Origin of the sequence: Rhizobium sp. 16-488-2b, from assembly GCF_017741815.1 — a bacterium.
Classification (GTDB): Bacteria; Pseudomonadota; Alphaproteobacteria; order Rhizobiales; family Rhizobiaceae; genus Rhizobium.
In genome coordinates this window covers 185,047-208,985 of record NZ_JAGHMF010000002.1, presented here as the reverse complement: position 1 = coordinate 208,985, position 23,939 = coordinate 185,047, and the positions used below count along the sequence as shown (strand labels likewise).

The 23,939-nt window shown below is 62.0% G+C and carries 22 protein-coding genes, 1 tRNA gene and 2 pseudogenes; 10 read left to right on the top strand and 15 right to left on the bottom strand.

What is annotated here, in order from left to right; translation table 11 throughout:
• The first annotated feature begins 21 nt into the window (after nt 1–21).
• The 3 genes and pseudogenes from J5286_RS01520 (at nt 22) to J5286_RS01510 (ending at nt 1,492) form a co-directional block, all read left to right on the top strand.
• A tRNA-Met gene (locus J5286_RS01520) sits at nt 22–98 on the top strand.
• Nucleotides 99–222: 124 nt separating this feature from the next.
• Nucleotides 223–450 (top strand): annotated as a pseudogene (locus tag J5286_RS01515) (transposase); the annotation flags it as partial.
• A gap of 48 nt (nt 451–498) precedes the next feature.
• A pseudogene (locus J5286_RS01510) lies at nt 499–1,492 on the top strand (IS481 family transposase).
• 251 nt (nt 1,493–1,743) lie between these two features.
• Here J5286_RS01510 and J5286_RS01505 read toward each other — a convergent pair.
• From J5286_RS01505 to J5286_RS01480, 6 genes are all read right to left on the bottom strand, one after another.
• The gene (locus J5286_RS01505; protein ID WP_209188640.1) at nt 1,744–2,964 is read right to left on the bottom strand and encodes an alpha/beta hydrolase; all 1,221 of its coding nucleotides are present in this window, start codon (nt 2,962–2,964) and stop codon (nt 1,744–1,746) included.
• A gap of 179 nt (nt 2,965–3,143) precedes the next feature.
• A complete protein-coding gene (locus J5286_RS01500; RefSeq protein WP_209188641.1) occupies nt 3,144–4,127 on the bottom strand; it encodes an ABC transporter ATP-binding protein in 984 nt (327 codons plus the stop codon).
• Nucleotides 4,120–5,127 carry an ABC transporter ATP-binding protein gene (locus tag J5286_RS01495; RefSeq protein ID WP_047506489.1) on the bottom strand — a complete coding sequence of 336 codons (1,008 nt, stop codon included), beginning with the start codon at nt 5,125–5,127 and terminating at the stop codon, nt 4,120–4,122. The genes J5286_RS01500 and J5286_RS01495 overlap by 8 nt, the downstream gene beginning before the upstream one ends.
• A gap of 13 nt (nt 5,128–5,140) precedes the next feature.
• A complete protein-coding gene (locus J5286_RS01490) occupies nt 5,141–6,058 on the bottom strand; it encodes an ABC transporter permease (RefSeq protein WP_209188642.1) in 918 nt (305 codons plus the stop codon).
• Entirely contained in the window at nt 6,055–6,978 is a 924-nt protein-coding gene (locus J5286_RS01485) for an ABC transporter permease subunit (protein WP_018899078.1), read from the bottom strand. Before J5286_RS01485 ends, J5286_RS01490 begins: the two co-directional genes overlap by 4 nt.
• Before the next feature lie 273 nt (nt 6,979–7,251).
• Nucleotides 7,252–8,832, bottom strand: coding sequence for a peptide ABC transporter substrate-binding protein (locus tag J5286_RS01480; protein ID WP_209188643.1), 1,581 nt, complete (start codon nt 8,830–8,832; stop codon nt 7,252–7,254).
• Between the two features lie 487 nt (nt 8,833–9,319).
• Between J5286_RS01480 and J5286_RS01475 the strand changes: the two genes are divergently transcribed.
• Entirely contained in the window at nt 9,320–9,778 is a 459-nt protein-coding gene (locus J5286_RS01475) for a GFA family protein (protein WP_209188644.1), read from the top strand.
• 98 nt (nt 9,779–9,876) lie between these two features.
• On the opposite strand, the gene J5286_RS01470 is transcribed toward J5286_RS01475, so the two are convergent.
• From J5286_RS01470 to lepA, 3 genes are read right to left on the bottom strand one after another with little or no spacing between them, the layout of a single operon-like run.
• Nucleotides 9,877–10,176, bottom strand: coding sequence for a CcdB family protein (locus tag J5286_RS01470; protein ID WP_209188645.1), 300 nt, complete (start codon nt 10,174–10,176; stop codon nt 9,877–9,879).
• Nucleotides 10,176–10,406 (bottom strand): type II toxin-antitoxin system CcdA family antitoxin, encoded by a 231-nt coding sequence (locus tag J5286_RS01465; protein WP_209188646.1) that lies wholly within the window; start codon nt 10,404–10,406, stop codon nt 10,176–10,178. The genes J5286_RS01470 and J5286_RS01465 overlap by 1 nt, the downstream gene beginning before the upstream one ends.
• Nucleotides 10,407–10,462: 56 nt before the next feature.
• Nucleotides 10,463–12,298, bottom strand: coding sequence for a translation elongation factor 4 (gene lepA / locus J5286_RS01460; protein ID WP_026283110.1), 1,836 nt, complete (start codon nt 12,296–12,298; stop codon nt 10,463–10,465).
• Between the two features lie 139 nt (nt 12,299–12,437).
• Here lepA and J5286_RS01455 point away from each other — a divergent pair, with 139 nt between their 5' ends.
• Both J5286_RS01455 and J5286_RS01450 read left to right on the top strand, forming a co-directional pair.
• Nucleotides 12,438–13,007, top strand: a complete 570-nt coding sequence (locus J5286_RS01455; RefSeq protein ID WP_209188647.1) for a helix-turn-helix domain-containing protein — start codon at nt 12,438–12,440, stop codon at nt 13,005–13,007.
• Between the two features lie 18 nt (nt 13,008–13,025).
• Complete coding sequence (locus J5286_RS01450) at nt 13,026–13,544, top strand: GNAT family N-acetyltransferase (RefSeq protein ID WP_209188648.1); 519 nt, start codon at nt 13,026–13,028, stop codon at nt 13,542–13,544.
• A 21-nt stretch (nt 13,545–13,565) separates the two neighbouring features.
• Here J5286_RS01450 and J5286_RS01445 read toward each other — a convergent pair whose 3' ends face one another.
• From J5286_RS01445 to uxaC, 3 genes are all read right to left on the bottom strand, one after another.
• Entirely contained in the window at nt 13,566–14,033 is a 468-nt protein-coding gene (locus J5286_RS01445) for a group III truncated hemoglobin (protein ID WP_209188649.1), read from the bottom strand.
• A 131-nt stretch (nt 14,034–14,164) separates the two neighbouring features.
• The gene (locus tag J5286_RS01440; RefSeq protein ID WP_209188650.1) at nt 14,165–15,619 is read right to left on the bottom strand and encodes a mannitol dehydrogenase family protein; all 1,455 of its coding nucleotides are present in this window, start codon (nt 15,617–15,619) and stop codon (nt 14,165–14,167) included.
• Nucleotides 15,616–17,031 (bottom strand): glucuronate isomerase, encoded by a 1,416-nt coding sequence (gene uxaC, locus J5286_RS01435; RefSeq protein ID WP_209188651.1) that lies wholly within the window; start codon nt 17,029–17,031, stop codon nt 15,616–15,618. The genes J5286_RS01440 and uxaC overlap by 4 nt, the downstream gene beginning before the upstream one ends.
• A gap of 193 nt (nt 17,032–17,224) precedes the next feature.
• Between uxaC and J5286_RS01430 the strand changes: the two genes are divergently transcribed.
• The 4 genes from J5286_RS01430 (at nt 17,225) to J5286_RS01415 (ending at nt 20,567) form a co-directional block, all read left to right on the top strand.
• Nucleotides 17,225–17,434: a SlyX family protein gene (locus J5286_RS01430; RefSeq protein WP_111563062.1), complete on the top strand. Its 210-nt coding sequence runs from the start codon at nt 17,225–17,227 to the stop codon at nt 17,432–17,434.
• Between the two features lie 128 nt (nt 17,435–17,562).
• Nucleotides 17,563–18,009: a PACE efflux transporter gene (locus J5286_RS01425; protein ID WP_209188652.1), complete on the top strand. Its 447-nt coding sequence runs from the start codon at nt 17,563–17,565 to the stop codon at nt 18,007–18,009.
• A gap of 93 nt (nt 18,010–18,102) precedes the next feature.
• Nucleotides 18,103–18,729, top strand: a complete 627-nt coding sequence (locus J5286_RS01420; RefSeq protein WP_209188653.1) for a ribonuclease D — start codon at nt 18,103–18,105, stop codon at nt 18,727–18,729.
• Nucleotides 18,730–18,959: 230 nt separating this feature from the next.
• The gene (locus J5286_RS01415; protein WP_209188654.1) at nt 18,960–20,567 is read left to right on the top strand and encodes a hypothetical protein; all 1,608 of its coding nucleotides are present in this window, start codon (nt 18,960–18,962) and stop codon (nt 20,565–20,567) included.
• A 96-nt stretch (nt 20,568–20,663) separates the two neighbouring features.
• On the opposite strand, the gene rpsA is transcribed toward J5286_RS01415, so the two are convergent.
• From rpsA to J5286_RS01400, 3 genes are all read right to left on the bottom strand, one after another.
• Nucleotides 20,664–22,364 carry a 30S ribosomal protein S1 gene (gene rpsA, locus J5286_RS01410; RefSeq protein WP_018899132.1) on the bottom strand — a complete coding sequence of 567 codons (1,701 nt, stop codon included), beginning with the start codon at nt 22,362–22,364 and terminating at the stop codon, nt 20,664–20,666.
• Nucleotides 22,365–22,532: 168 nt separating this feature from the next.
• A complete protein-coding gene (gene cmk, locus J5286_RS01405) occupies nt 22,533–23,183 on the bottom strand; it encodes a (d)CMP kinase (RefSeq protein ID WP_209188655.1) in 651 nt (216 codons plus the stop codon).
• 68 nt (nt 23,184–23,251) lie between these two features.
• A complete protein-coding gene (locus J5286_RS01400) occupies nt 23,252–23,905 on the bottom strand; it encodes an FMN-binding negative transcriptional regulator (RefSeq protein WP_209189586.1) in 654 nt (217 codons plus the stop codon).
• Nucleotides 23,906–23,939: the final 34 nt, after the last annotated feature.

The window sequence follows — 23,939 nt, the reverse complement described above, 5'->3', positions numbered from 1 at the left end:
TCCCAAAGGGATTTACGCTGGCGCGGGGTGGAGCAGCCCGGTAGCTCGTCAGGCTCATAACCTGAAGGCCGCAGGTTCAAATCCTGCCCCCGCAACCAAAATCCCTTCCAAAAACACAATAAACATGAGACCTGTCGGCTCGCAGACTTATCCTGTAATGACCTGCCACTGCGAATTTCCTCCAGAAAGGATTAGAGTTCTGGCCCAGTAAAGGACGGACGCATGAATAAGCAGCGATTTACGGAAGAGCAGATTATTGCGGTGTTGAAGGAGCAGGAAGCTGGCGCGAAGGCGGCCGACCTTTGCCGCAGGCACGGAACTTCAGAAGCAACGTTTTACAACTGGAAAGCCAAATATGGCGGCATGGAGGTTTCCGAGGCGAAGCGGCTGAAGGCGCTTGAGGACGAGAATGCCAGGCTGAAGAAGCTGCTCGCCGAACAGATGTTTGATCCCAGGCTTTGATGGGGCATCCTTGTCTTCCGAATCAAAGGATGCGCTATGGGCCAGGTTCTTCATGGGAGCGCCACGACGACGGAGGCAGTCCGTCGAGCGATACAGCATAGCCAAGAGAGCCTGAGGACGCTTTCGAAGCGTTACGGGATCAACCAGAAGACCGTCGCCAAGTGGCGGAAGCGGTCCTCAGTTGCGGATATTCCGACCGGCCCGAAAGAGCCAAGATCAACGGTACTCTCCGTCGAGGAGGAAGCCGTTATTGTTGCCTTTCGTCGGTATACGCTGCTGCCGCTTGATGACTGCCTCTATGCGCTGCGGCCGACAATCCCGCATCTGACGCGATCTTCGCTGCATCGTTGCCTGCAACGCCATGGCATCGGCCGCTTGCCGGAAGTCGATGGTGACAGGCCGGCGAAGAAGAAGTTCACGAGCTACCCGATCGGCTATTTCCACATCGACATTGCCGAGGTGTCGCACCGAACAAGGCAAACTGCACATGTTCGTCGCCATTGACCGCACCTCAAAGTTTGTCTTCGTGGAACTACATGAGAAGGCTACCACCGCTATCTCGCGGGAGTTCCTCCTACGCTTGATTTCTGCCGTCCCCTACAAGATCCATACCGTACTCACCGACAACGGTATCCAGTTCACCACACCCGGCGCTGGCGGCTCGGCTGTCCCGCTGATCAAAGAGGCGGTCGCCAATGGCGAAACCTTCTGGGCTCATGCCTTCGAATACACCTGCGCCACCAGCGATATCGAGCACCGCACGACCAGGCCAAAGCATCCATGGACCAACGGTCAAGTCGAGAGGATGAACCGAACCATCAAGGATGCCACCGTCAAACGCTTCTACTATGAAAGCCACGATCAACTTTGTCAGCACCTCGCCGACTTCGTCGCAGCTTACAATTTCGGCCGGAGGCTCAAGACCCTCAAAGGGCTCACACCCTACGAGTTCATCTGCAAAGCAGCGGCCTCACAGCCCGAACGCTTCACCCTCAATCCGCTCCATCAAATGCCGGGACTAAACATCTAGCTGGCGATGGCCGCTCGTAGTCCTCAGGACATAGCCCGACGGCCGAAGGACGGTTCAAAGCCTGGTCGCGCAAATAAATCTTCTCTCGTAATGGCATAAGACACAGACGAACCAAGCCCACTCCATGTGGCTTTTTGGCATTTGCCGCACACGCCTTGGCAACGCCGCACGAGTGATCGCATTGGCCGTCAGCTCCAGGTCAATCCTCTGGCTTGGGCTCCGGCTTCCGTATAAAGCCAGCGACAAGCAGCTCACTGCGTCAGCTGCTGTTCCCTGAGGTCGCCCTGCAGCGTCTCATCGGCTGTGGTCGGTTTCTTCTTCTTCGGCGGATGCATCATCGGCGCCTCGATGATCGTCGCCGGCACGGCGACCGCGGTCGCCGCCACCGTGCCGATATTGGTGACCGTCCCGCCGACGACGGCGGTGATGCCCTGTCCGAGCGTCACATTGCTGTCGGTGAGCGGCTGGCCGGTCATCAGGCGCTGGCCGATCAGCTGCACGATCTCGGGGCTCTCGGCGAATTTGCCGTGGTTGAGCCTGTCGTTGCTGTTGACCTTGGTAAGGTCGATCGCCGTGATGCCAGCCTCCTCCAGCTTGGTGCGATAGGGTTCAACCGTCGGGTCGATCGCGCCCAGGCGCGAGACGCGACCGGTGATGAAGCTTGAGAAGGCCAACGCCCGGTCGTCCTGCGACACGAAGATCGTGAATTTCGGCCGCGGCGTGCCCATCTCGGCATATTGCTTGGCGAAGACCTGGATGTCGATATCGGGCGAGGCCAGGATGACGTCGCGGATCTTGCTGTTCAGGTGCCCGTCGCGAATGCCCATCTGCCTGAGCGATTCCATCGTCAGCCACGTGCCCATGGAGTGCGCGAGAATGGTGATGTCCTTGACATTGGGATCGTTGACCAGCGTCCTCAGCGCCTGTTCCAGCGCCGTGCGCGAATAATTGGTGCTTTCCTTGTCGTACTCGTAGGCGGTGATCTGCGCGCGCGACGGCCATGTGAAGAGGATCGGCGTGGCGTCCATCTTGCTGTCGTGGACGATCTGCGCCAGGCGGAAGACCGAATCCTCATACTTGTTGTTGAAGCCGTGGATGAAGACCAGCGCGTGGCCGTTATGCATGTGCTGGCTGAGCCATGAGCGCCCCTCCTTCACCGTGCCGATTTGCTGGACGCCGGTGACGGCGAAGTCGGTGGCCGGGTTCGGCGGCAGGCGCTTCGGCCATTGCACGGTGCCCGATTTCCGGTTCGGCGGAATGGAGACTTCGACGGCGGTCAGCGATGGCTTGGGGCTGCGCTCACCGTTAAACAGCGTCGCCGGATCGCCGGAGGGTTCGCGTGTGGTCGCAACCAGCATGTCGACGCGGGTCGTCTTCGGCGTCGCCGCCGTCAGCGCCACGGGCGTCATCACGCCGCTTGGGTGGCCACAACTGGTCAGCAGCAGCATGACAACGAGAAACCGTACGCGCATGAAACCCCTCCGGTCTGATGGAGGCACCATAGAGCAACTCGCGCCGTAGGGAAGCCCGGAACACTACGCAATGGCCACAGTATGGTCCCTGAGCATGTGATGATATGCGCGCTGTTGCAGGACTCACACGCTTTGCGGGAGCCGGGCGGCCACGTAGAAAGGGCGCGGCCGCCTGGATGTTAGCGCTCGATATGGTAGCAGGCGGCCGTCTGGCCGGGCCTGACCTCTTGGCTCAGCGGCATCTCGGTTCGACAGATGTCGGTCGCCTTCCAGCAGCGCGGCGAGAAGACGCAACCCTTTGGCGGGTTCAGCGGAGATGGCGGGTCACCCTGCAGGCGGATGCGCTGGCGCCCGCGCGCCAGTTTCGGATCCGGGATCGGGGCTGCCGAAAACAGCGCCTGCGTATAGGGATGCGCCGGCTTGTCGAACACCGTCGCGCAGTCGCCGGCTTCGACCACCTTTCCGAGATAAAGCACCAGCACGTCGTCGGAAATCAGCCGCACGACCGAGAGATCGTGGCTGATGAAGATCAGCGTCAGGCCGAACTCCTTGCGCAGCTTGCGCAGAAGCGTGATCACCTGGCCCTGGATCGACACGTCGAGGGCCGAGACCGGCTCGTCGCAGATGATCAGCTTCGGCCGCGTTATCACCGCCCGGGCAATCCCGATGCGCTGCGCCTGGCCGCCCGAGAACTCGTGCGGATAGCGGTTGATCATTTCAGGCACGAGGCCGACGGCGGCCATGATCTCCTGCACCCGCTCGGCGCGCTGAGCGCGGTTGAGCTTCGGTTCGAATACGGTCAGCGGCTCGGCGATGATGTCGCCAACCGTCATGCGCGGATCAAGCGATGCGATCGGATCCTGGAAGATGATCTGCATGTCGCGTCGCGCCGCCCGCATCTCCTCGTCCGAGAGGTCGAGCAGGTTGCGCCCCTGCCAGAGGATACGGCCCTTCTGCGCCTTCAGGAGCCTGAGGATCGAGCGTCCGAGGGTCGACTTGCCGCAGCCCGATTCCCCGACGATACCGAGCGTACGGCCCTCGCTGAGATCGAAGCTGACATTGTTGACTGCCGTCAGCGTCAGCGGCGGCTTGAAGAAGCCCTTGGAGGGCACTTCGAACTGGGTCGTCAGGTTCTCGACCCTGAGAAGTGATCGTTCAGCCATTGGTCAGAACCTCCTCGAGGCGTGGAAAGGCATGGAAGCAGGCCGCGAGATGACGCGGCGCCTGCACATCGAGGCGTGGCGCGGCGTCGATGCAGTCGTTCTGCACGAGCGGACAGCGCGGCGAGAAGCTGCATCCTTTCGGCAGATGCTGCAGGTTCGGCGGTCGACCGGGAATGACGGCGAGCTGGTCGACATCCTGGTCCGGACGCGGGATCGAGGCGTGGAGTGCCGCCGTATAGGGGTGCGCCGGGTTCTCGAACAGCTCGTCCACCGGTGCTTCCTCGACGATGCGGCCCGCATACATGACGGCCACCCGGTCGGCGAGGCCGGCGACGACGCCGAGGTCGTGGGTGATCATCACAAGTGCCGTGTTCATCTCGGCCGTCAGATCGTTGAAGAGATCGAGGATCTGCGCCTGGATCGTCACGTCGAGCGCCGTGGTCGGCTCGTCGGCGATCAGGAGCTTCGGCTTCGTTAGCAGTGCCATGGCAATGACGATGCGCTGACGCATGCCGCCGGAGAGCTCGTGCGGATAAAGGTTGAAGCGCCTCGATGGGTCTGGGATCCCGACGCGCTTCAGCATGTCCAGCGCCTCGGCCGAGGCTGCGCGCGCGGTAAAGCCGCGATGCACCTCGAGTTGCTCCGTCAGCTGCCGGGAGATCTTGAGCGATGGATTGAGCGCGGTCATGGGGTCCTGAAACACCATGGCCATGTCCTTGCCGCGCACATGGTCGAGCTCGCGCGGCTTCAGCGCCAGCACGTCGCGCCCTTCGAGAAGCGCCTGTCCGCTGGTCCGGCCGTTTTTCGCCAGCAATCCCATGATGCCGAGAAAGGTCTGGCTCTTGCCCGAGCCGCTTTCGCCGACGATCGCGATGCGCTCGCCGCGCTTGACGGTGAGGTTCATGTTGGAAACGGCCTTCACCTCGCCCTCGGGCGTGCGAAAGCTGATCGAGTAGTCCTTCAACTCCAGAAGGGTGTCGTTTTTGATGTCTTTTTGCATGTCAGCGATCCCTTCAACGGTCCCTTGGGTCGAATGCATCGCGCAGGCCGTCGCCGATAAACAGCAGGCTGAGCAGCAGGGCGACGAGGAAGCCGGCCGGGAAGACGAGCAGCCACGGCATGCTCTCCATGGCATCGGTGCCCTCGGAGATCAGCGTACCCAATGAGGTCAGAGGCTCCTGCACGCCGAAGCCGAGATAGGAGAGAAAGCTCTCCGTCGCGATGATTTCGGGCACGGTCAGCGCCGCGAAGATGACCACGGGTCCAACGAGATTGGGAATGATGTGCCGGGTAATGATCTTCAGCGGCTTCTGGCCGGCGGCACGCGCCGCCTCGATGAATTCGCGCTGCTTGAGCGACAATGTCTGCCCACGCACGATGCGCGCCATGGTCAGCCACTCGAGCGCGCCGATCGCCGCGAAGAGCAGATAGACGTTGCGGCCGAAGATCACCATCAGCAGGATGACGAAGAGGATGTAGGGGAAGGCGTACATGATGTCGACGAAGCGCATCATGACGGCATCCACACGTCCACCCATATAGCCGGAGATGGCGCCATAGAGCACGCCGATAACGACGGAGACAAGCGTCGCCGTCAGTGCCACGGCCAGCGATACGCGGGTGCCGTAAAGCACGCGGGCAAGCAGGTCGCGGCCATTCGGGTCGGTCCCGAAATAATGGCCGTCGGCAAACGAAGGCGGTGCGCGGAAGGCGGCCCAATCCGGATCCTCGTAGCCGAAGGGAATGAGGTAGGGGCCGATAAAGGCGACAAGCACGAGCAGCGTCAGCACGATGATCGAAGCCACGGCCGCCTTGTTGCGACAGAGGCGGCGTAGTGCATCGCGGGTGAGCGACCGGCTGACGGGGCTGAGACCCTCGGCCTCCAGCAGTTCGGCCGCGAGCAGCTCTCTCTTTGCGGGATTGAGGATCATCGGTTTCTCACTTTCGGATCGAGCCAGGCATAGGCGATATCGACGAGAAGGTTCAGGAACACGATCAGCACCATGTAGAAGATGACCGTGCCGAGAACCATGCCGTAGTCGCGGTTCAATGCGGCGTTGACGAAGTAGCGGCCGATACCGGGCAGGCCGAAGACACTTTCGACGACCAGCGAGCCGGTCAAGAGATAGCTGGCCGCCGGGCCGAGATAGGATACGACGGGCATCATCGCCGGCCGCAGCGCGTGGCGCATGACGGTCAGTCGCGGGCCGATGCCTTTGGCCTTGGCGGTGCGGATGAAGTTCTGTCCCATGACCTCGATCATCGATCCACGGGTAATGCGCGAGATGCGCCCGGCATGCGGCAGCGCCAGCACCACTACGGGCAGCACCAGGAATTTCAGCGATCCATTGCCCCAGCCGCCGACCGGCAGCCACTGCAGGTGAATGCCGAAGACCAGCTGCAGGATCGGCGCGATCAGGAAGTTCGGCAGCACGACGCCCACCAGGATCAGCGCGCCCAAAATGTAATCCGGCGCCTTGTTTTGGTAGAGCGCCCCAAGACAGCCGACGGCGACGCCGATGACGATGGCGAGCAGAAAGGCCGCCGTGCCGATGATGAAGGTGTAGGGCAGGCCGATCATGATCTGCTGCGCGACGGTGAAGTCCTCGGACGCGAAGGAGGGACCGAGATCGCCCTTCAGGAGGTCGCCGACGTAATAGAGATATTGCAGGATCAGCGGCTTATCGAGATTGTAGTGGGCCGCCAGATTCTGGAGGATCACGGGTGGCAACGGCCTTTCGCCATCGAACGGCCCGCCTGGGGCCAATCTTAGAACGAAGAAGCAGGCTGTCACGGCGATCCACATAACGGGGATCGTCGACAGCAATCGACGGAATGCATAATTGATCATGGTGGTGACGGTCTTTCCTGCGCCGGGTCTTTCGCATCATCGCGACCAGTCGAAACTGGTTCTGGCGGATGCGAAGGCAATAGTGTGGGAAAGACCCCTCCCAACCCTCCCCACAAGGGGGAGGGCTTAACCCAGCCGATCCGCCGAGGCGTGATTGGGGCAGAGTTGGCGCGGCAGGTCTTCTCCCCCTTGTGGGGGAGATGGCCGGCAGGCCAGAGAGGGTCTTTCTCAAGATGCAATCACCCCCGGGCAGGGTGAAGACAATGCCTCTCTCTATTCCTTGATGGACAGCCAGCGGGTGCGGTGGATGTCCTGGATGTTGTCGACGAAGCCTTCGATCTTCGGCGAGACCACGTTCTTGGAAACGTAGTAGTAGATCGGCAACGCGGCGCTGTCGTCGAGTGCGATCTGCTCCGCCTTCTTGAACATCTCCGCACGCTTCGTCAGATCGGTTTCGGCATTGCCGTCCTTGATCAGCTTGTCGTAGTCGGCGTTCGACCAGCGGCCATAATTCATCTGCACGCCGGTGACGAGCAGGTTCAGGAAGTTGTCCGGATCGTTGTAGTCGGCGAGCCAGCCGGCGCGGCCAACCTGCACGTCGCCGCGCTGCAGCTGGTCGTAATGCACCTTGGTTTCGGCGTTGATGAGTTCGACATTGACGCCGAGCGGCTTCCACATGGCGGCGATCGCAACGGCGATGCGCTTGTGGTTGTCGTTGGTATTGTACTTGAGTTGCAGGGTGAGCGGCTTGTCGGGTCCGAATCCGGCTTCCGTCAAGAGCTTCTTGGCCTCTTCGACCTTCTGCTTGTAAGGCTCATCCTTCCAGGAGATGTAGGCCGGCTCGCCGTAATTGGCGGTGCCCGGCGGTACCCAGGAGTAAGCCGGCAGTTCGCCGGTGCCGAGGATCTGCGGTCCGATCACTTCGCGGTTGATCGCCATGGACAGCGCCTGACGCACGCGCTTGTCGGCGGTCGGGCCCTTCTGCGAGTTGATGACGTAGTAGTAGAGGCCGGAGAACGGGGCGACATGCGCCTGGCCCGGCAGGTTCTTCTTCATCCACTCATACTGGTCGGTCGGGAAGTCGGTGAGAATGTCGAATTCACCGGCGCGGTAGCGCTTCAGCGCGGCTTCCTGGTCTTCGAGCACGAAGAACTTGGCGCCATCGATCTTGACGTTCGCGGCATCCCAATACTTGTCGTTCTTCTTGGTTGTGACGTGGCTGCCCGGAACCCATTCCGTCGGCGTGTACGGACCGTTAGTAACGATGTTGCCGATCTTCACCCAGTCGGCGCCCTTGGCATCGATGACATGCTTCGGCAGCGGATAGGCCGTGTAGTGCATCAGCGCGTTGAGGAAGTAAGGGGTCGGGTTTTCAAGCGTGATCTCGAGCGTCTTGTCGTCGATCGCCTTGACGCCCAGCTGGCTGAAATCGGTGATCTCGCCCTTGTTGATCTTCTCGGCGTTCTTGATGGTGAACTGCAGATAGGCGTAGTCGGCGGCGTTCTTTGGGTCCATCAGGCGCTGGAAGGCGAACACGAAGTCGCCTGCGGTCACCGGGTGGCCATCAGACCACTGGATGCCGTCGCGCAGCTTGAAGGTATAGACCTTGCGGTCGTCGGAGATCGTCCAGCTCGCGGCCTGGCCGGCGACAGGATTGTCATGCGCATCCTCGGTCACCAGACCTTCGAAGATGTCGCCGGCAATGCGGTTCTCCCAGTCGCCGGAGAGCTTCTGCGGATCGAGCGATTGCGGATCGCCGCCATTGTGAATGTTGATCGTCGCCGCGTGGGCGGAGAATGCCAGCAGCGAGCCAAGCACTGCGGAGGCAAGAATTTTCTTTGTGGGGAAGTTCATGTGGGGGCCCACCTTTCTAGGCTTTTTAGCGCCTTTTATTCGTCGTTGTTCCCTTGGTGACCTGTTACGTGCAAGTCAACGCGCAACCTATCGTAAAGGTCGGCCGTTGCAACCCCCAAAACGAAAGCTGCGAATAGTGGGGAAAACCGGGTGAAAAAACTGCCTATTAGCCGGTTAAAAGTCGATATGTCGCGCGAGACATAGCATTGGCAAGAAGGATTTCCTGCACTTTGGTCGATGCCTAAATAAGGATATAAACAATCACTGATTGAAAATGCAATTGCGACAGTCGATGCCCCATCGGTACGGATATGTCGCAGTGGCGACAGATTATTTCGCATTTTCAATGAGGCAGGATGAGAGACCTGCGAGTGGCTACCTCTTCCCGCAAGTTGAGAGTTCGCTACCAAGCCGCATTTATTCGACCGATCCCCTTCATCTCCGCCCGCCGGGCGCTATCATCTCAATCGGAATCAGGGAGATAGAGATGAGCCAGTTGAATTTGCCGAGCGAGGGTGGCTGCCGCTGCGGTCGCGTGCGATTGAAGATCAGCGCCAAGCCGCTTTTGACCATGGCCTGCCACTGCACCGGCTGCCAGATCATGTCCTCAAGCGCCTATTCGCTGAGCGCGGCGATCCCCTCTGATGGTTTCGAGATCACCAGCGGCGAACCCGTCATCGGCGGCCTGCACGGCGCCATGTCGCACCACTATTTCTGCCCGCACTGCATGACCTGGATGTTCACGAAGACAGAAGGCATGGAGTGGTTCGTCAACCTGCGCCCGACCATGCTCGACGACGCCAGCTGGTTCACGCCCTTCATCGAGACATGGACCCGCGAGAAGCTCGCCTTCGCCGAAACCGGCGCTGAGCACAGCTACGAGGCCCTGCCGGAGATGCAGGATTACGAAAAGCTGACGAAGGATTATATGGCGCGGAACACCTAGTGCATGTCGCGCAAAAGTGCGAAGCGATTTTGCGATAACGACATGCGACAAAACAAGGACCTAAAGCGCAAGGAGCGAATCTGAAAAATCGCGGCGCTTTAGAAACCCTGGAAGAGGAAATCGAGTGCGCCTGTGATGCGGTGGCTCTCCCGCGTAAGATCGGCGGTGGCATACCCAAGATCGCTCAGTGGGACCACGCCGATGAATTGGGTGGCCATCACATAATGTGCATTGTCGATCGTGAATTGCGGATTGAGCTGACGCACGGTGGTGGTCAGCTCTCCTGGCAAGAGCAGCGGCGCCACCATTCGCGTCGTCAGCTCATCAAGTAGGTTCGATTGCAGGTCTAGGACCAATGTCTGTTCATGTCTGAGGCGATAGACATGAAACCGCGCCATCAGAATTGCCGGTACTTGGCGAGCGGCAATCCGTTTTTCTCGACATAAGCATTGGAGGCTGCAATCGCCTCGGCATTTTCGATCCGCCAGAGGCGTTCCCGCTCGGCTTTGACGGCTTTCGCTATGCCGTCTTCGACGGCCTCTGAAATATCGATCTTCAGTTCGCGGGCTGCCGCGAGAAGTTCCTCATCGACCGGCAATGTGGTCGGTGTGCGTATAGATTGCGACATGACAGGTCTCCATCCATGCGCAAATCATAGGCGCATGGATGTCGGCTGAAAAGCCCTCAGTCGTCCTTCATCTTCAAGGCGGCAATGAAGGCTTCCTGCGGAATGTCGACCTTGCCGAACTGCCGCATGCGCTTCTTGCCTTCCTTCTGCTTGTCGAGCAGCTTGCGCTTGCGTGATGCGTCGCCTCCGTAGCACTTGGCGGTCACGTCCTTGCGCATCGCCGAGATCGTCTCGCGGGCGATCACGTTGCCGCCGATCGCCGCCTGGATCGGGATCTTGAACATGTGCCTGGGGATCAGGTCCTTCAGCTTCTCACACATGTCGCGGCCGCGCTTTTCGGCGGCCGTGCGGTGCACGAGCATGGAGAGCGCATCGACCGGCTCGCCATTGACCATGATCGACATCTTCACAAGGTTGCCCTCGCGGTAATCGGCCAGGTGATAGTCGAACGAGGCGTATCCCTTGGAGATCGACTTCAGGCGGTCGTAGAAATCGAACACCACTTCGTTGAGCGGCAGCTCGTAGGTGAGCATGGCGCGCTTGCCGACATAGGTGAGTTCCGTCTGGATGCCGCGACGGTCCTGACAGAGCTTCAGGATACCGCCGAGATAATCGTCCGGCGTCAGAATGGTGGCCTTGATCCAGGGTTCGCGGATCTCGGAAATCTTGACGACATCGGGCATGTCAGCCGGGTTGTGCAGCTCGCGCTCCGAACCATCGGTCATCGTCAGCTGGTAGACGACCGAAGGGGCGGTGGCGATCAGATCGAGATCGAACTCGCGCTCCAGGCGCTCCTGGATGATCTCGAGATGCAGCAGGCCGAGGAAGCCGCAGCGGAAACCGAAGCCGAGCGCCGCGGAGCTTTCCATTTCGAAAGAGAAGGACGCGTCGTTGAGGCGCAGCTTGCCCATGGCAGCGCGCAGATCCTCGAAGTCGGCCGCATCGACAGGGAAGAGACCGCAGAACACGACAGGTTGCGCCGGCTTGAAGCCCGGCAGCGCCGTCGCGGTCGGCTTCTTGTCTTCGGTGATCGTATCGCCGACGCGGGTGTCTGCCACTTCCTTGATCGAGCCGGTGAAGAAGCCGATCTCGCCCGGGCCAAGTGAGTCCACGGCCAGCATCTTCGGCGTCAGCACGCCGACGCGCTCGACCTGATACTTGGCATCCGTGCCCATCATGCGGATCGTCATGCCCTTGGAAAGCACGCCGTCGAGGATGCGCACCAGAACCATGACGCCGAGATAGGTGTCGTACCAGCTGTCGACGAGCAGCGCCTTCAGCGGACCCTTCTCGCCGGCTTCGCTCTTCGGCGCCGGCAGCTGGTGCACGATCGCTTCGAGAACGTCGGGAATGCCGAGACCGGTCTTGGCCGAAATCAGCACGGCCTGGGAAGCGTCGATGCCGATCACTTCCTCGATCTGTTCCTTGATTCGGTCGGGCTCGGCCGCCGGCAGGTCGATCTTGTTGAGGACCGTCACCAGCTCGTGGTTGTTGTCGATCGCCTGATAGACGTTGGCGAGCGTCTGCGCCTCGACGCCCTGGGAGGCGTCGACGACGAGCAGCGAGCCCTCGCAGGCCGACAGCGAGCGCGAGACTTCATAGGCGAAGTCGACGTGGCCGGGCGTGTCGATCAGGTTCAGGATATAGGTTTCGCCGTCATTGGCCTTGTAGTGCAGGCGAACGGTCTGTGCCTTGATGGTGATGCCGCGCTCGCGCTCGATATCCATCGAATCCAGCACCTGCTCCGACATGTCGCGCTCGGCAAGGCCGCCGGTCGACTGAATCAGGCGGTCGGCCAGCGTCGACTTGCCGTGGTCGATATGGGCCACGATCGAGAAGTTGCGGATATGGTCGAGGGGCGTGCGGGTCGAATTGGTGCTCATGCGCCGCATATAGCAGCGCATCCCCTTGCCGCAAAGCGGAAAAGCAGGGTTTCGTTTACGATAAGTCGCTCCATCAGGCGGCGAAAATAGCGCTTGATTCCACGATTGAACCATGCATTTCTATTATAGTAGAAATATGGATCGGATAATGGAACAGGAACTCGAAACCGCGATCGGCTTCAGGATTCGCAGGCTGAGAAGCGACAGAAACCTGAAGCTCGACGAACTCGCCACCGCGTCCGGCGTCAGCCGGGCAATGATATCGCGCATCGAGCGCGGCGAGGCGAGCCCGACCGCAGCACTGCTCGCCCGCGTCTGCGCCGCCCTCGGCCTGTCGCTCTCGGCCTTCTTCGCGGAGGAGGGCGAGGCCGCGCCGCTGCTGCGCCAGCAGGACCAGCAGGTCTGGCGCGACCCCGAGACCGGCTACATCAGGCGCGCCGTCTCGCCGCCGGGCACCACGTCGGATGTCGATATCGTCGATGTCGAGTTCCCGGCCGGCGCCCGCGTCAGCTTTCCGCCGCATGCGGCCGCCAGCGGCATGACCCAGCATATCTGGATGTTCGATGGCGAGATGGAGATGACGACGGGCGACAACACCGTGCATCGCCTGCTTCCGGGCGATTGCCTCTTCATGCCCGTGGCCGAAGGCCATGTCTTTCACAATCCCGGCCCGGCGCCGGCCCGCTATTGCGTCGTGCTCGACCGCCGCCGCCATTAACTGATCTCAGGAGACCCCATGACCACCATCCGTCTGCTCGACGCGACAGAAGCGCGCGCCGCGATACCCGATCTTTGCGATGTGCTTGTCGATTGCGTCGATGGCGGCGCCTCCGTCGGCTTCATGCAGCCCTATACGCGTGAAGACGCCGAACCTTACTGGCAGGCCGTTGCCGAGAGCGTCGCCACGGGCGCTACCCTGCTTTTCGTCGCCGAGCTGGAGGGCAGGGTGCTAGGCACCGTGCAGATCGGCGCCGCCCAGATGCCGAACCAGCCGCACCGCGCCGACCTCAAGAAGCTCCTCGTCCACCGCGCCGCGCGCGGCAAGGGCCTGGCGCGCCTCCTGATGCGCGCCGCCGAAGAGGAAGCCGTGCGTCGCGGCAAGACCATTCTCGTGCTGGATACCGCGACCGGCAGCGATGCCGAAGCGATCTATCCGCGATTGGGCTGGGAGCGCGTCGGCGTCATCCCGGATTACGCGCTCTGGCCGGAAGGCGGCTTCTGCGCCTCCACCTTCTTCTACAAGCGCATTGCCTGATCTCGGGCAGGCCCGGCGATCTCAGCCCTTCTTCAGCCTGGGATCGTCGAGCGCGGGATTATAGAACAGTGAGAGCGTCAGGCTCCTGGCGATCCGCTCGGCCGTCGCCATGAACCATGCCTTCGCCTCGTCGGAGGGGGCGATATCGTCGAGCGTCGCGGAAAACAGCGCCAGCCATTGTGGAAAGAGATCCGGCGTCATGTTGGCCACGCCGACATGCGCCTGCACCGGCTTGCCGCCATAAGCGCCGCTTCGAAAGGCGACGGATGACCAGAAGCTCTTCATCTTCTCCATATGCTCCGGCCACCGCCCGGAAAGCCTGGCGTCGAACACCGGCCCCAGCGCGGGATGCGCAAGCACGCGCCCATAAAACGTCTCGACCAGACGATCGATAAACGCCGCATCGACCCCCATGCCCGCCATCTCCGCCTCGGCCCGCTGCCTGATCGCCGCCGAATGCGCCGCTCGTCCCTGTATCTCGCTATCCATCGCAAAGCCCACTCAACCGCGTAGCTGCGGCATCCCTCATATAGGCCCATGTCCGCTGCCGTGAAAGCCGCTGCGACGGAATGCCGTCGCTATCTTCCTTCGCCACGACTGTGCTGAGGCAATGGTAGCCTCTAAAACAACGGCAGCTTGTTGTCCTGGATCAGGATATCGAGCTTGTTGGCCACATCCTCGGTCCAGGCGAGGTTTTCGGTGAGCGCCGCCGGAAACAGCCCGGGGAGCGCGAACAGCGCGGCGGCCACCGCGCCGCCGTTGCGGGGGATGTCCGCCAGCAATGCCGCGATCTCGGCGGCGCGGGGGTCGCGCAGTTCGTAGGCCTTGCCGTTGCGGTCGATGCCGAGCGCGTAACGCATCCAGGCGGCGACGGCGATGGCGTAGGTTTCGGCCTTGCTGCCATCGGCCAGCGCTTCCGTGGCCGGCTCCAACAGGCGCTGCGGCAGCTTCTGGGTGCCGTCCATGGCGATCTGGTAGGTGCGGTGGGCGATCGCCTTGTTTGCAAAGCGGGCTGTCAATTCGTCGGCATAGGCTTCCAGATCGATGCCGGGAACCGGATCGAGCGTGGCGGCGGCGGCGTTCATGTGGCGGCGCGCGAGGGCGGCTAAGCCGGTATCGTCCATCACGTCGCGGATGAATTCATAGCCGCCGATATAACCGAGATAGGCGAGCAGCGAATGCGCGCCGTTCAACATGCGCAGCTTCATCTTCTCATAGGCCGAGACATCCTCGACCATCAGCGCGCCGGCCTTTTCCCATTGCGGGCGGCCATTGGCGAAGCTGTCCTCGATGACCCACTGCGTGAAGGGTTCGGTCTCGATCGCAACAAGATCGACGCGGCCGATGAGCATTTCGGCGTCGCGATAGGTGGCCTCGGTGCTGGCAGGCGTGATGCGGTCGACCATGGTCGAGGGGAACGGGACGTTGGCCTCGATCCAGGCCTTGAGCTCGGGATCGACACGGCCGGCGAAATCGAGCACGAGGCGCTTCAGGACAGCACCGTTGCTCGGAAGGTTGTCGCAGCTAAGCGCAGTGAATGGCGCGATACCCTTGGCGCGGCGGCGGGCGAGGCCCTCGACGAGATAGCCGATGACGCCGCGCGGCGCGTGGCGGTTTTGAAGGTCGGCTGCGATATCGGCATGCTTGAGATCGAGACCGCCGGTGGCGGCATCGAAGCCATAGGCCTTTTCGGTTACCGTCAGGCTGACGATGCGGATGGCCGGGTCTTCGAGCCGGGCCAGCAGTTCGTCGGGATTGCGGGTCGCGACATGGGCTTTCAGGATCGGGCCCATGACATGCGCGACCGTGCCTTCCGTGTCGCGCACCAGCATGGTGTAGAGGCCGTTCTGCTCGTTCAGATGATCGGCGACATCGGCGGTGCGCAGGCTTGCCACCTCGATCCCCCAATCGCCGCCACCAAGCGCCAGCGCCGCATCCGTATAGGGCGCGAAGTGGGCGCGGAAGAAGGCGCCGGGGCCGAGATGCAGGATGCCCGGCTTCAGCACATCCCGGTTGAAGGCGGGGAGCTTGGCTGTATGTGCGAGGCCGGTGAGGCGCGTCAGTCGTTCGGTCACAGCTTGTAGGCCTTCTTGGCGTTGCCGTAAGAGAGATCGGCGGCGGCGATCGCCGCATCCTGGCGCGATATCCGATGCTCCGCCGCCAGCGTCGCCAGGAAGCCGCAGACCTCGCGGCGCCAGACATCGTGGCGGGCGGGGATGGAGAGCAGCGCGCGGGTATCGTCGTTGAAGCCGGCCATGTTGGCAAAGCCTGCCGTCTCGACCACCTGATCGAGATAGCGGCGGATGCCGGCCGGGCTGTCGTGGAACCACCATGGCGGGCCAATCATCAGGCAGGGCCAGTGGCCGGCCATCGGCGCCAGTTCGCGGGCATAGGTGGTTTCATCGAGCGTGAAGAGCAGCACGCGCAGGCCCGGCGCATGGCCGTATTTCGCCAGAAGTGCGGAGAGCCCGCCAACCCAATCGGTCGTCGTCGGGATATCGGCGCCCATGTTCGGCCCGCGCGTCTGGAAGAGTTCGCGGTCGGTATTGCGGCGCGAGCCGGCGTGGATCTGCATGACCATGCCGTCTTCCGCCGAAAGCCCGGCCATCTCGGTCAGCATCTGGCCACGGAAGAGCTCGGCTTCGCCGGCCTCGAGCGTACCCTTGTGCGCCCGGTCGAGCAGCCGCTGCTTGTCCGAATGCGGAAGATCGGCGGTGAAGGCGGTGGGGACGCCGTGGTCGGTGGCGGTGGCGCCGAACTGGCGGAAATAGGCGCGGCGCTTGCGATGCGCCTCGATCAGGCCATCCCAGCTTGCGACGTCGCAACCGGTGAGCTCACCGAGCTTCGCGAGATTTTCGCGGAAACCGACGGCATCGGGATCGGTGACGCTATCGGGGCGATAAGTGGTGCGCACACGGCCGATCCAGCCATCTTCGGCCATCTTCTGATGGTGCGGCAGCTGGTCGAGCGCGCCCTCGGTGGTGGCGATCGTCTCGATGCCGAAGCGCTTGTGGAGCGCGCGCGGGCGGAACTCCGGCAGCGCCAGCTGCGCATTGATGTGATCGTAGAGCGTGTCGGCATTCCTCGATGTCAGCGGCTCCTCGCAGCCGAGCACGGCCGACATTGCGTGATCGACCCAGAGGCTCGACGGCGTGCCGCGGAAGAGATGATAGTGCGCGGCGAAGGTGCGCCAGATGTCGCGGCCGGACGAAACGGGCTTGCCGTCGAGGCGGGGAACGCCGAGGTCGTCGAGCTTGACGCCGACGCTGTGCAGCATGCGGAAGAGATAGTGATCGGGAATGACGAGCAGCGAGGCAGCGTCTTCGAAGGGCTTGTCGTCGGCGAACCAGGAGGGCTCGGTGTGCCCGTGCGGGCTGACGATCGGGAGAGCGCTGACGCTCTCGTAAAGCTCGCGCGCTATGCTGCGCGTTGCCGGATCGGCCGGAAAGAGCCGGTCCGGATGCAGAAATCCATTGCCGATATCCATCTTTATTCCTCCCTGGTGCCTATCGGCCTAGCGCACAAAAAAAGATGCGGCAAGGGCTTTTAGTAACCAAACGGTTCACTTTGTGAATCGGCGGCGGCCCCTCTCGAAACGATTGACCTTGCGGCCTATTTCCGCTTTGGAGAGCGCAATCACATGACCGGTTCATCTGGCCGGTCGTGGCAAGGAGAGCCCGATGTCTGATCAGACCGATCGTATCACCCAACTCGAGGAAACCGTCGCCCATCAGGCAAAGACGATCGAGGAACTGTCCGACCAGTTGACGGAACAGTGGAAGGTGGTCGAGCAGACGCGCGCCAAGCTGGACCGGCTGACTGAGCGCTTCCTTTCGCTCGAGGAGCAAGCGCTGGAAGCGCCGGCGATCACAAAGCCGCCGCACTACTGATCGTCACAGCCTTTCCTCACAGCCTTGCGCTTCGATGTCCGGATCCTTATATAAGCGCTCGTGAGGACGACCTCCGCCGTATGGGCTTAAACTCGGGACGACCCGGCATATTCCCATAGGGGCATTTCATGAGATCCGTCTCCGACCGTATCCGCCACGCCATCAGCTTTGAACTCATTGGTCTCGCCATCATCACGCCGCTCGGCGCGTTTGCCTTCGGCATGCCGATCGCCGATATCGGCGTCGTCGGCGTTGCGAGCGCCACGGTGGCGACGGCGTGGAACTATCTCTATAATCTCGGCTTCGACCATGTGATGCAGCGCCTGACGGGCGGCACGAAGAAGAGCCTTGCCGTACGCATTCTGCATGCCGTGCTGTTCGAGGGTGGTCTGCTTGTGGCGCTCTTGCCGCTGATTGCCTGGTATCTCGGCGTCAGCCTGCTGCAGGCCTTCATGATGGACGTGTCCTTCGCGCTTTTCTATCTGGTCTACGCCTTCGCCTTCAATCTGGCGTATGACCGGATTTTCCCGCTGCCGGACTGGCAGGGCAAGGCACCGGACGCCGTGCGCGGCTGATCGGCGCCACCCGCGCCAAATGGCGTGGTTTGCGATCGCGGATTTCGGGTCTATATAGCGCCAGAACATCATTACTCAGCGAAAGACGACAGCATGGCCGCGACGATCCGTTACCACAAAGGCGACATTTCCGCCGCCGATGCAGCGCGCTATACCGGCGCGATCGCGATCGACACCGAAACGCTCGGCCTCGTGCCGCGCCGCGACCGGCTCTGCGTCGTCCAGCTTTCGCCGGGCGACGGCTCTGCCGACGTGATCCGCATCGCGGCCGGCCAGACGGAGGCGCCGAACCTCGTGGCGCTTCTTTCGGATCCGACGCACGAGAAGATCTTCCATTACGGTCGCTTCGACATTGCCGTGCTTTTCAACGCTTTCGGCGTGACGACGACGCCGGTGTTCTGCACCAAGATCGCCTCGCGCCTCTGCCGCACCTATACGGACCGGCACGGGCTGAAGGACAATCTCAAGGAGATGCTCGAGGTCGATATCTCCAAGACCCAGCAATCCTCCGACTGGGGCGCGGAGATGCTGTCGCAAGCACAGCTCGAATATGCCGCCTCCGATGTTCTCTATCTGCATGCGCTGCGCGACAAGCTCACCCACCGCCTCATTCGCGACGGGCGGTTCGAGCATGCGACCGCATGCTTCGCCTTCCTTCCCACCCGCGCCAAGCTCGACCTGCTCGGCTGGGACGAGACGGATATTTTTGCGCACAGCTGATATTGCTTGCCGGCCTCTCACCACGCAAATCCTGCGTGTCCCGCTACGCACCGAATGATTAGTGCTTCATTAACGGTGAATCACTAGGATGCTCATTAACTTCTGAGCATTCCGTGGCGCGATGCAGCGTCCTCCAGGCACGCGACATCGCCGGAGAATGCAAAACAGCCCGATGAACGCGGCTTTCCTGTAACCTGCTTCAGCGCATTTTACGAAAGAGGAAGCATGCCATGTTGTCTCCGGTTCGTGCAGCGTCAAGCTCAAGCTTCCCCTCGCAGGGCTCCACCTCGGCGCTGAGCGCCAGCGACATCGTGCGCAGCGTCGCCGCGGTTGCGCCGGTCAACCAGGTCGAGAGCCCGGACCTGACATCAGGTGCCACCGCCAAGCTCAACATCCTGCTGCTTGCCGTTCGCGCCCGCATGGTCGAGGCGCTGCTCAATGTGCTGACCGCCACCGGAGAGGCGCTTTCGCAGCCGCGCGACGACAACGAACCGGACCTCGTCTTCGCAGCGCGGCTGGCGGACGCGATCCAGAAACTGCCGGCCGCCAAGATCGAAGTGATCGAGCGCCAGCTGGCGGCCCAGGGCCACGCCATCCCGCTGCGGCTGCTTGCCGAAGCGCTGCAAAACCCGGCCGGCCCCGCCGCAACGCGCATCGCCGCCTATCTCGAAACCATCGGCACAAGGGATCGCGATCTCGCGACGCGCGCCGTTCTCAAATCCTACAGCCAGAACGATGGTTCGCCTGTCCGCCCGGAACAGCGGCCGGAGATCAGCCTGCATCGCGATACGGTCACATCAGCGCCGCGCGCCACGACCGCAGCGACCGATAGCGCTGGAGCCAGGAATGCGGCGATGGCGGCGGCAAGCGGGGCGATCGGCCACGAAAGCGAAGTGACCGCGCAGACCGTTGTGACCGACGATGCACCCATGCCCCCCGCCGCCGAACGCGCGGAGCCGAAGGCTGCGATGACCGCCGCAAGCGCCACGCTTTCGACCGACGAAGCGGCGGAAGCGCCTGTCGCAGCGGAAGCATCCGCTCTCCCGGCCGAAGCCGAAGCAACCGAGGTCGCGGCTGAGCCGACAGCCGCGCGCGACACCAAGGCCGATCCGATCATCCCGAAGAGCTGGGTCGGCATTCCGGCTTCGCTGTCGAAGGACGAGACCGCCATGATCGTCGTCATCATCCGCGATCAGGCGACCGAGACGCTGCTCGAGGCGACGGACGTCGAGCCGGCGGTCGATATCGACGTCCTGCTCGACGACACGCTGATCGCCGACATCCCTGACAATCTGAAGCGCCCAGCCGAGCAGATGCTGATGGCGAACGGGCTTGTGAAGCCGATGACGCCGCAGGCAGCCCCCTCTCCGCTGGAGGCCGTGGCGGCACAGGCTGCGGCGCGGCAGCCGACACAGGCGGATACCGACACGCCATCGGCAACGCGGCAGATGATCGACGCCACCTACGCCCCGGTTCTGATGAAGGTCATCGAGGGCGTGCCCTATGCGCCGCAGCCCTATGACTTCGCCAAGGACGAGACCGACGATGCCGGTTCGCGCGAGATGAACCGCGAAGACCACAACGGCAATATCGACCAGGGCGACGAGAACGAAGACGCAGAACAGGATGGCGCGGACGAGGCGGAGACGCTTGAGGAGCAGGTGCTTGCGGCTGATGACGACGCTGCATTCATGGCCGCGCAGCAATCCGCAATCGCCGCACCCATACTCGATGAGATGGGCGAGCCTATCCTGATGTTGCCGGGTCCCGGCCTGCCGATGGCGCCGGCGAGCGATGAAGCCTATGCGCGCTACCGGCGGATGGTCGGCTGGGAATAGCCCAGCCTTCGACCTTCTCCCAAGAGACCGAAAACGAAAGAACCCGCCGGATCGCTCCGGCGGGTTCTCTTATTCTTCAAGCCTGACGGCTGGCGATTATTCGCCGCGGTTCTTCAGAGCCGCGCCGAGGATGTCGCCGAGCGAAGCGCCAGAGTCGGACGAACCGAACTGAGCAACGGCTTCCTTCTCTTCAGCGATTTCCAGAGCCTTGATCGAAAGCATGACCTTGCGGTCCTTCTTCGAGAAGTTGGTGACGCGAGCGTCAACCGTCTGGCCAACCGAGAAGCGCTCCGGACGCTGGTCGTCGCGATCGCGAGCGAGGTCAGCGCGGCGGATGAACGAGGTGATGTCTTCGTGGTCTACGAGCTTCACTTCGATGCCACCGTCGTTGACGGCGATGACTTCAGCCGAAACAACAGCGTTCTTGCGCAGGTCGCCGGAAGCGGCAGCTTCGCCGACCGAGTCCTTGCCGAGCTGCTTGATGCCGAGCGAGATGCGCTCCTTTTCGACGTCTACATCGAGAACGACAGCCTTAACGACATCGCCCTTGTTGTATTCTTCGATGACCTGTTCGCCCGGACGGTTCCAGTCGAGGTCAGAGAGGTGCACCATGCCGTCAACATCGCCGTCGAGGCCGATGAACAGGCCGAATTCGGTCTTGTTCTTGACTTCGCCTTCGACTTCAGTGCCGGCCGGATGGTTGCGAGCGAATGCCGCCCACGGATTTTCCAGCGTCTGCTTGAGGCCGAGCGAAATACGACGCTTGGACGGATCGACTTCGAGAACGACGACTTCGACTTCCTGGCTCGTGGACAGGATCTTGCCGGGGTGTACGTTCTTCTTGGTCCAGGACATTTCCGAGATGTGGATCAGGCCTTCGATGCCCGGCTCCAGCTCGACGAACGCACCGTAGTCGGTGATGTTCGTGACGGTACCGGAGATCTTCTTGCCTTCCGGATACTTGGCCTGGATGCCATCCCACGGATCCGACTCGAGCTGCTTCATGCCGAGCGAGATGCGGTGGGTTTCCTGGTTGATGCGGATGATCTGAACCTTGACCTGCTGGCCAATGGACAGGATTTCCGACGGATGGTTCACACGGCGCCATGCCATGTCGGTGACGTGCAGCAGGCCGTCGATGCCGCCGAGATCAACGAACGCACCGTAATCGGTGATGTTCTTGACGACGCCGTCAACAACCTGGCCTTCTTCGAGGTTCTGAACGATTTCAGAACGCTGCTCGGCACGGGATTCTTCCAGAACCGTACGACGCGATACAACGATGTTGCCGCGACGCTTGTCCATCTTGAGGATTTCGAAGGGCTGCGGGTTGTGCATCAGCGGGGTAACGTCGCGGATCGGACGGATGTCGACCTGCGAACGCGGCAGGAAGGCAATCGCGCCGTCGAGGTCAACCGTGAAGCCGCCCTTGACCTGGTTGAAGATAACGCCTTCAACGCGCTCACCAGCTTCGAACTTGGCTTCGAGCTTGACCCAGCTCTCTTCGCGGCGAGCCTTTTCGCGCGACAGAACAGCTTCGCCGAGAGCGTTTTCGATGCGCTCAACGTAAACTTCGACTTCGTCGCCGACCTTGAGCGTGCCGTCCTTGGCCTTGGCGCCGAATTCCTTGAGCAGAATGCGACCTTCGACCTTGAGGCCAACGTCGACAACGGCGGAGTCCTTCTCGATTGCCGTTACGATACCCTTGGTTACATAGCCTTCAGCCAGATCGTTCTTGGCAAAGGATTCTTCCAGAAGGGCCGCGAAATCTTCGCGAGAGGGAGTAGCTACTGACATGAAATCTCCTGCGTGTCCGAATCTTTGGACACGTATGCGCCGGTTGGTTCGTGTTGAATGAGCCTGATCCCCGTCCGCCCTCTCATCGAAGGCAATCCGGCGCTTGGACGGAATTTCAGGCTGTCGTTTAAGGCGGTCAGGGCAAAGCCTGGCGGAACGCCTCAAATCTCAATTTTTGTTCAAGGCGGCATCGATGACCGATTTCGCGGCTTGAAACGCGGCTTCTATACTCATTTCCGACGTATCAAGCAAGTGCGCGTCTTCGGCTGGTTTCAAAGGGCTGTCGGCCCGTCCCATGTCGCGTTCGTCGCGTCGCTTGACGTCTTCGAAAATCGCCTCGAAATCGGCGGCGATCCCCTTGGCCTTGATCTCGTCGAAACGGCGCCTCGCGCGCACGTGCGCCGACGCCGTCACATAAAGCTTCACCGGTGCTTGCGGGCAGACCACCGTTCCGATGTCGCGCCCATCCAGCACCGTGCCCGGCGTGCGCTCCGAAAACCTGCGCTGCGCCTCGACCAGCGCGCGGCGCACCGATGGCATCACGGCGATCTTCGAGGCGGCTTCGCCGATCTCGTGCTTCGACAGGATATCGCGATCGAGGCCGGCGAGTTCAACCTCGCGGGCCATTTTTTCCGCCGTAAGCTCGTCATCGAGCGGCAAGCCGGCATCGAGCAGTGCCTTGGCGGTGGCGCGGTAGGTCAGGCCGGTGTCGAGGTGGTGGAAGCCATAGGTCTCGGCGATGCGGCGCGACAGCGTGCCCTTGCCGGCGGCGGCCGGTCCATCGATGGCGATGACAAAATGGTCTGAACTGGTCGGCATGCTCGTCTTTCTACCCCGCCCGATATTTTCAGGGCATTGCTGTCGGCCAATCTCAATCGGCCGGTGTCTCAATTCTCTTTGCCTGCTTCTGGCAAGCCGCCATAGCGGCGCACGAGATCGGTCATCTCGTCCTGGCCCGCCGTTTCGCCAAGCCCTGCCGCGACCCCTTCGCGGTCGGCGATCGGCCGGTTCTGGCTGACCTTCCACTTGCCCTCGATGGCGGTGATCTCGATCTCGACGCCGACGATGCCCTTCATCTGCGCCTTCACATAAGCGTCCGGCGCATCGCTGACGGCCCATGGCTTTTCACGCGGCGTCTCGTGCTGCACGGTCAGCGCGGTGATCTGCGCCAAGAGCCAATCGGCGTCGTCGATCACGCGGGCGGTGCCGCGCACCTGCACCATAGCGTAGTTCCAGGTCGGCACGACCTTGCCGGTCTCGCGCTTGGTTTCGTACCAGGAGGGCGTGACATAGCTGTCGGCGCCCTGGAAGACGGCAAGCAGCTCGGCGCCATCTGCGAGATCGCGCCACTGCGGATTGGCCCTCGCCAGATGCAGCCGAAGCGTACCCTTCTCGGACGCCGCCGCATCGAGATGAAAGGGCACGGAATTGGCCATCAGCCCAGAGGCGCCCGTCGTGATCAAAAGACCGAGCGGATGCGCCCTGATCAGCGCGTGCTGGACGCCGAGATCGTCTTCCCTGAAATGCGGTGGCTGATACATGTCGCCCATCCGTCTGCTGCCGGAACCTGCCGGC

Bases quoted from the DNA above. Each gene is read 5' to 3' on its own strand.
- J5286_RS01505 (WP_209188640.1), bottom strand. From the start codon at position 2,964: ATGCGCGTACGGTTTCTCGTTGTCATGCTGCTGCTGACCAGTTGTGGC.
- J5286_RS01500 (WP_209188641.1), bottom strand. From the start codon at position 4,127: ATGGCTGAACGATCACTTCTCAGGGTCGAGAACCTGACGACCCAGTTC.
- J5286_RS01495 (WP_047506489.1), bottom strand. From the start codon at position 5,127: ATGCAAAAAGACATCAAAAACGACACCCTTCTGGAGTTGAAGGACTAC.
- J5286_RS01490 (WP_209188642.1), bottom strand. From the start codon at position 6,058: ATGATCCTCAATCCCGCAAAGAGAGAGCTGCTCGCGGCCGAACTGCTG.
- J5286_RS01485 (WP_018899078.1), bottom strand. From the start codon at position 6,978: ATGATCAATTATGCATTCCGTCGATTGCTGTCGACGATCCCCGTTATG.
- J5286_RS01480 (WP_209188643.1), bottom strand. From the start codon at position 8,832: ATGAACTTCCCCACAAAGAAAATTCTTGCCTCCGCAGTGCTTGGCTCG.
- J5286_RS01475 (WP_209188644.1), top strand. From the start codon at position 9,320: ATGAGCCAGTTGAATTTGCCGAGCGAGGGTGGCTGCCGCTGCGGTCGC.
- J5286_RS01470 (WP_209188645.1), bottom strand. From the start codon at position 10,176: ATGGCGCGGTTTCATGTCTATCGCCTCAGACATGAACAGACATTGGTC.
- J5286_RS01465 (WP_209188646.1), bottom strand. From the start codon at position 10,406: ATGTCGCAATCTATACGCACACCGACCACATTGCCGGTCGATGAGGAA.
- lepA (WP_026283110.1), bottom strand. From the start codon at position 12,298: ATGCGGCGCATGAGCACCAATTCGACCCGCACGCCCCTCGACCATATC.
- J5286_RS01455 (WP_209188647.1), top strand. From the start codon at position 12,438: ATGGAACAGGAACTCGAAACCGCGATCGGCTTCAGGATTCGCAGGCTG.
- J5286_RS01450 (WP_209188648.1), top strand. From the start codon at position 13,026: ATGACCACCATCCGTCTGCTCGACGCGACAGAAGCGCGCGCCGCGATA.
- J5286_RS01445 (WP_209188649.1), bottom strand. From the start codon at position 14,033: ATGGATAGCGAGATACAGGGACGAGCGGCGCATTCGGCGGCGATCAGG.
- uxaC (WP_209188651.1), bottom strand. From the start codon at position 17,031: ATGGATATCGGCAATGGATTTCTGCATCCGGACCGGCTCTTTCCGGCC.
- J5286_RS01430 (WP_111563062.1), top strand. From the start codon at position 17,225: ATGTCTGATCAGACCGATCGTATCACCCAACTCGAGGAAACCGTCGCC.
- J5286_RS01425 (WP_209188652.1), top strand. From the start codon at position 17,563: ATGAGATCCGTCTCCGACCGTATCCGCCACGCCATCAGCTTTGAACTC.
- J5286_RS01420 (WP_209188653.1), top strand. From the start codon at position 18,103: ATGGCCGCGACGATCCGTTACCACAAAGGCGACATTTCCGCCGCCGAT.
- J5286_RS01415 (WP_209188654.1), top strand. From the start codon at position 18,960: ATGTTGTCTCCGGTTCGTGCAGCGTCAAGCTCAAGCTTCCCCTCGCAG.
- rpsA (WP_018899132.1), bottom strand. From the start codon at position 22,364: ATGTCAGTAGCTACTCCCTCTCGCGAAGATTTCGCGGCCCTTCTGGAA.
- cmk (WP_209188655.1), bottom strand. From the start codon at position 23,183: ATGCCGACCAGTTCAGACCATTTTGTCATCGCCATCGATGGACCGGCC.
- J5286_RS01400 (WP_209189586.1), bottom strand. From the start codon at position 23,905: ATGTATCAGCCACCGCATTTCAGGGAAGACGATCTCGGCGTCCAGCAC.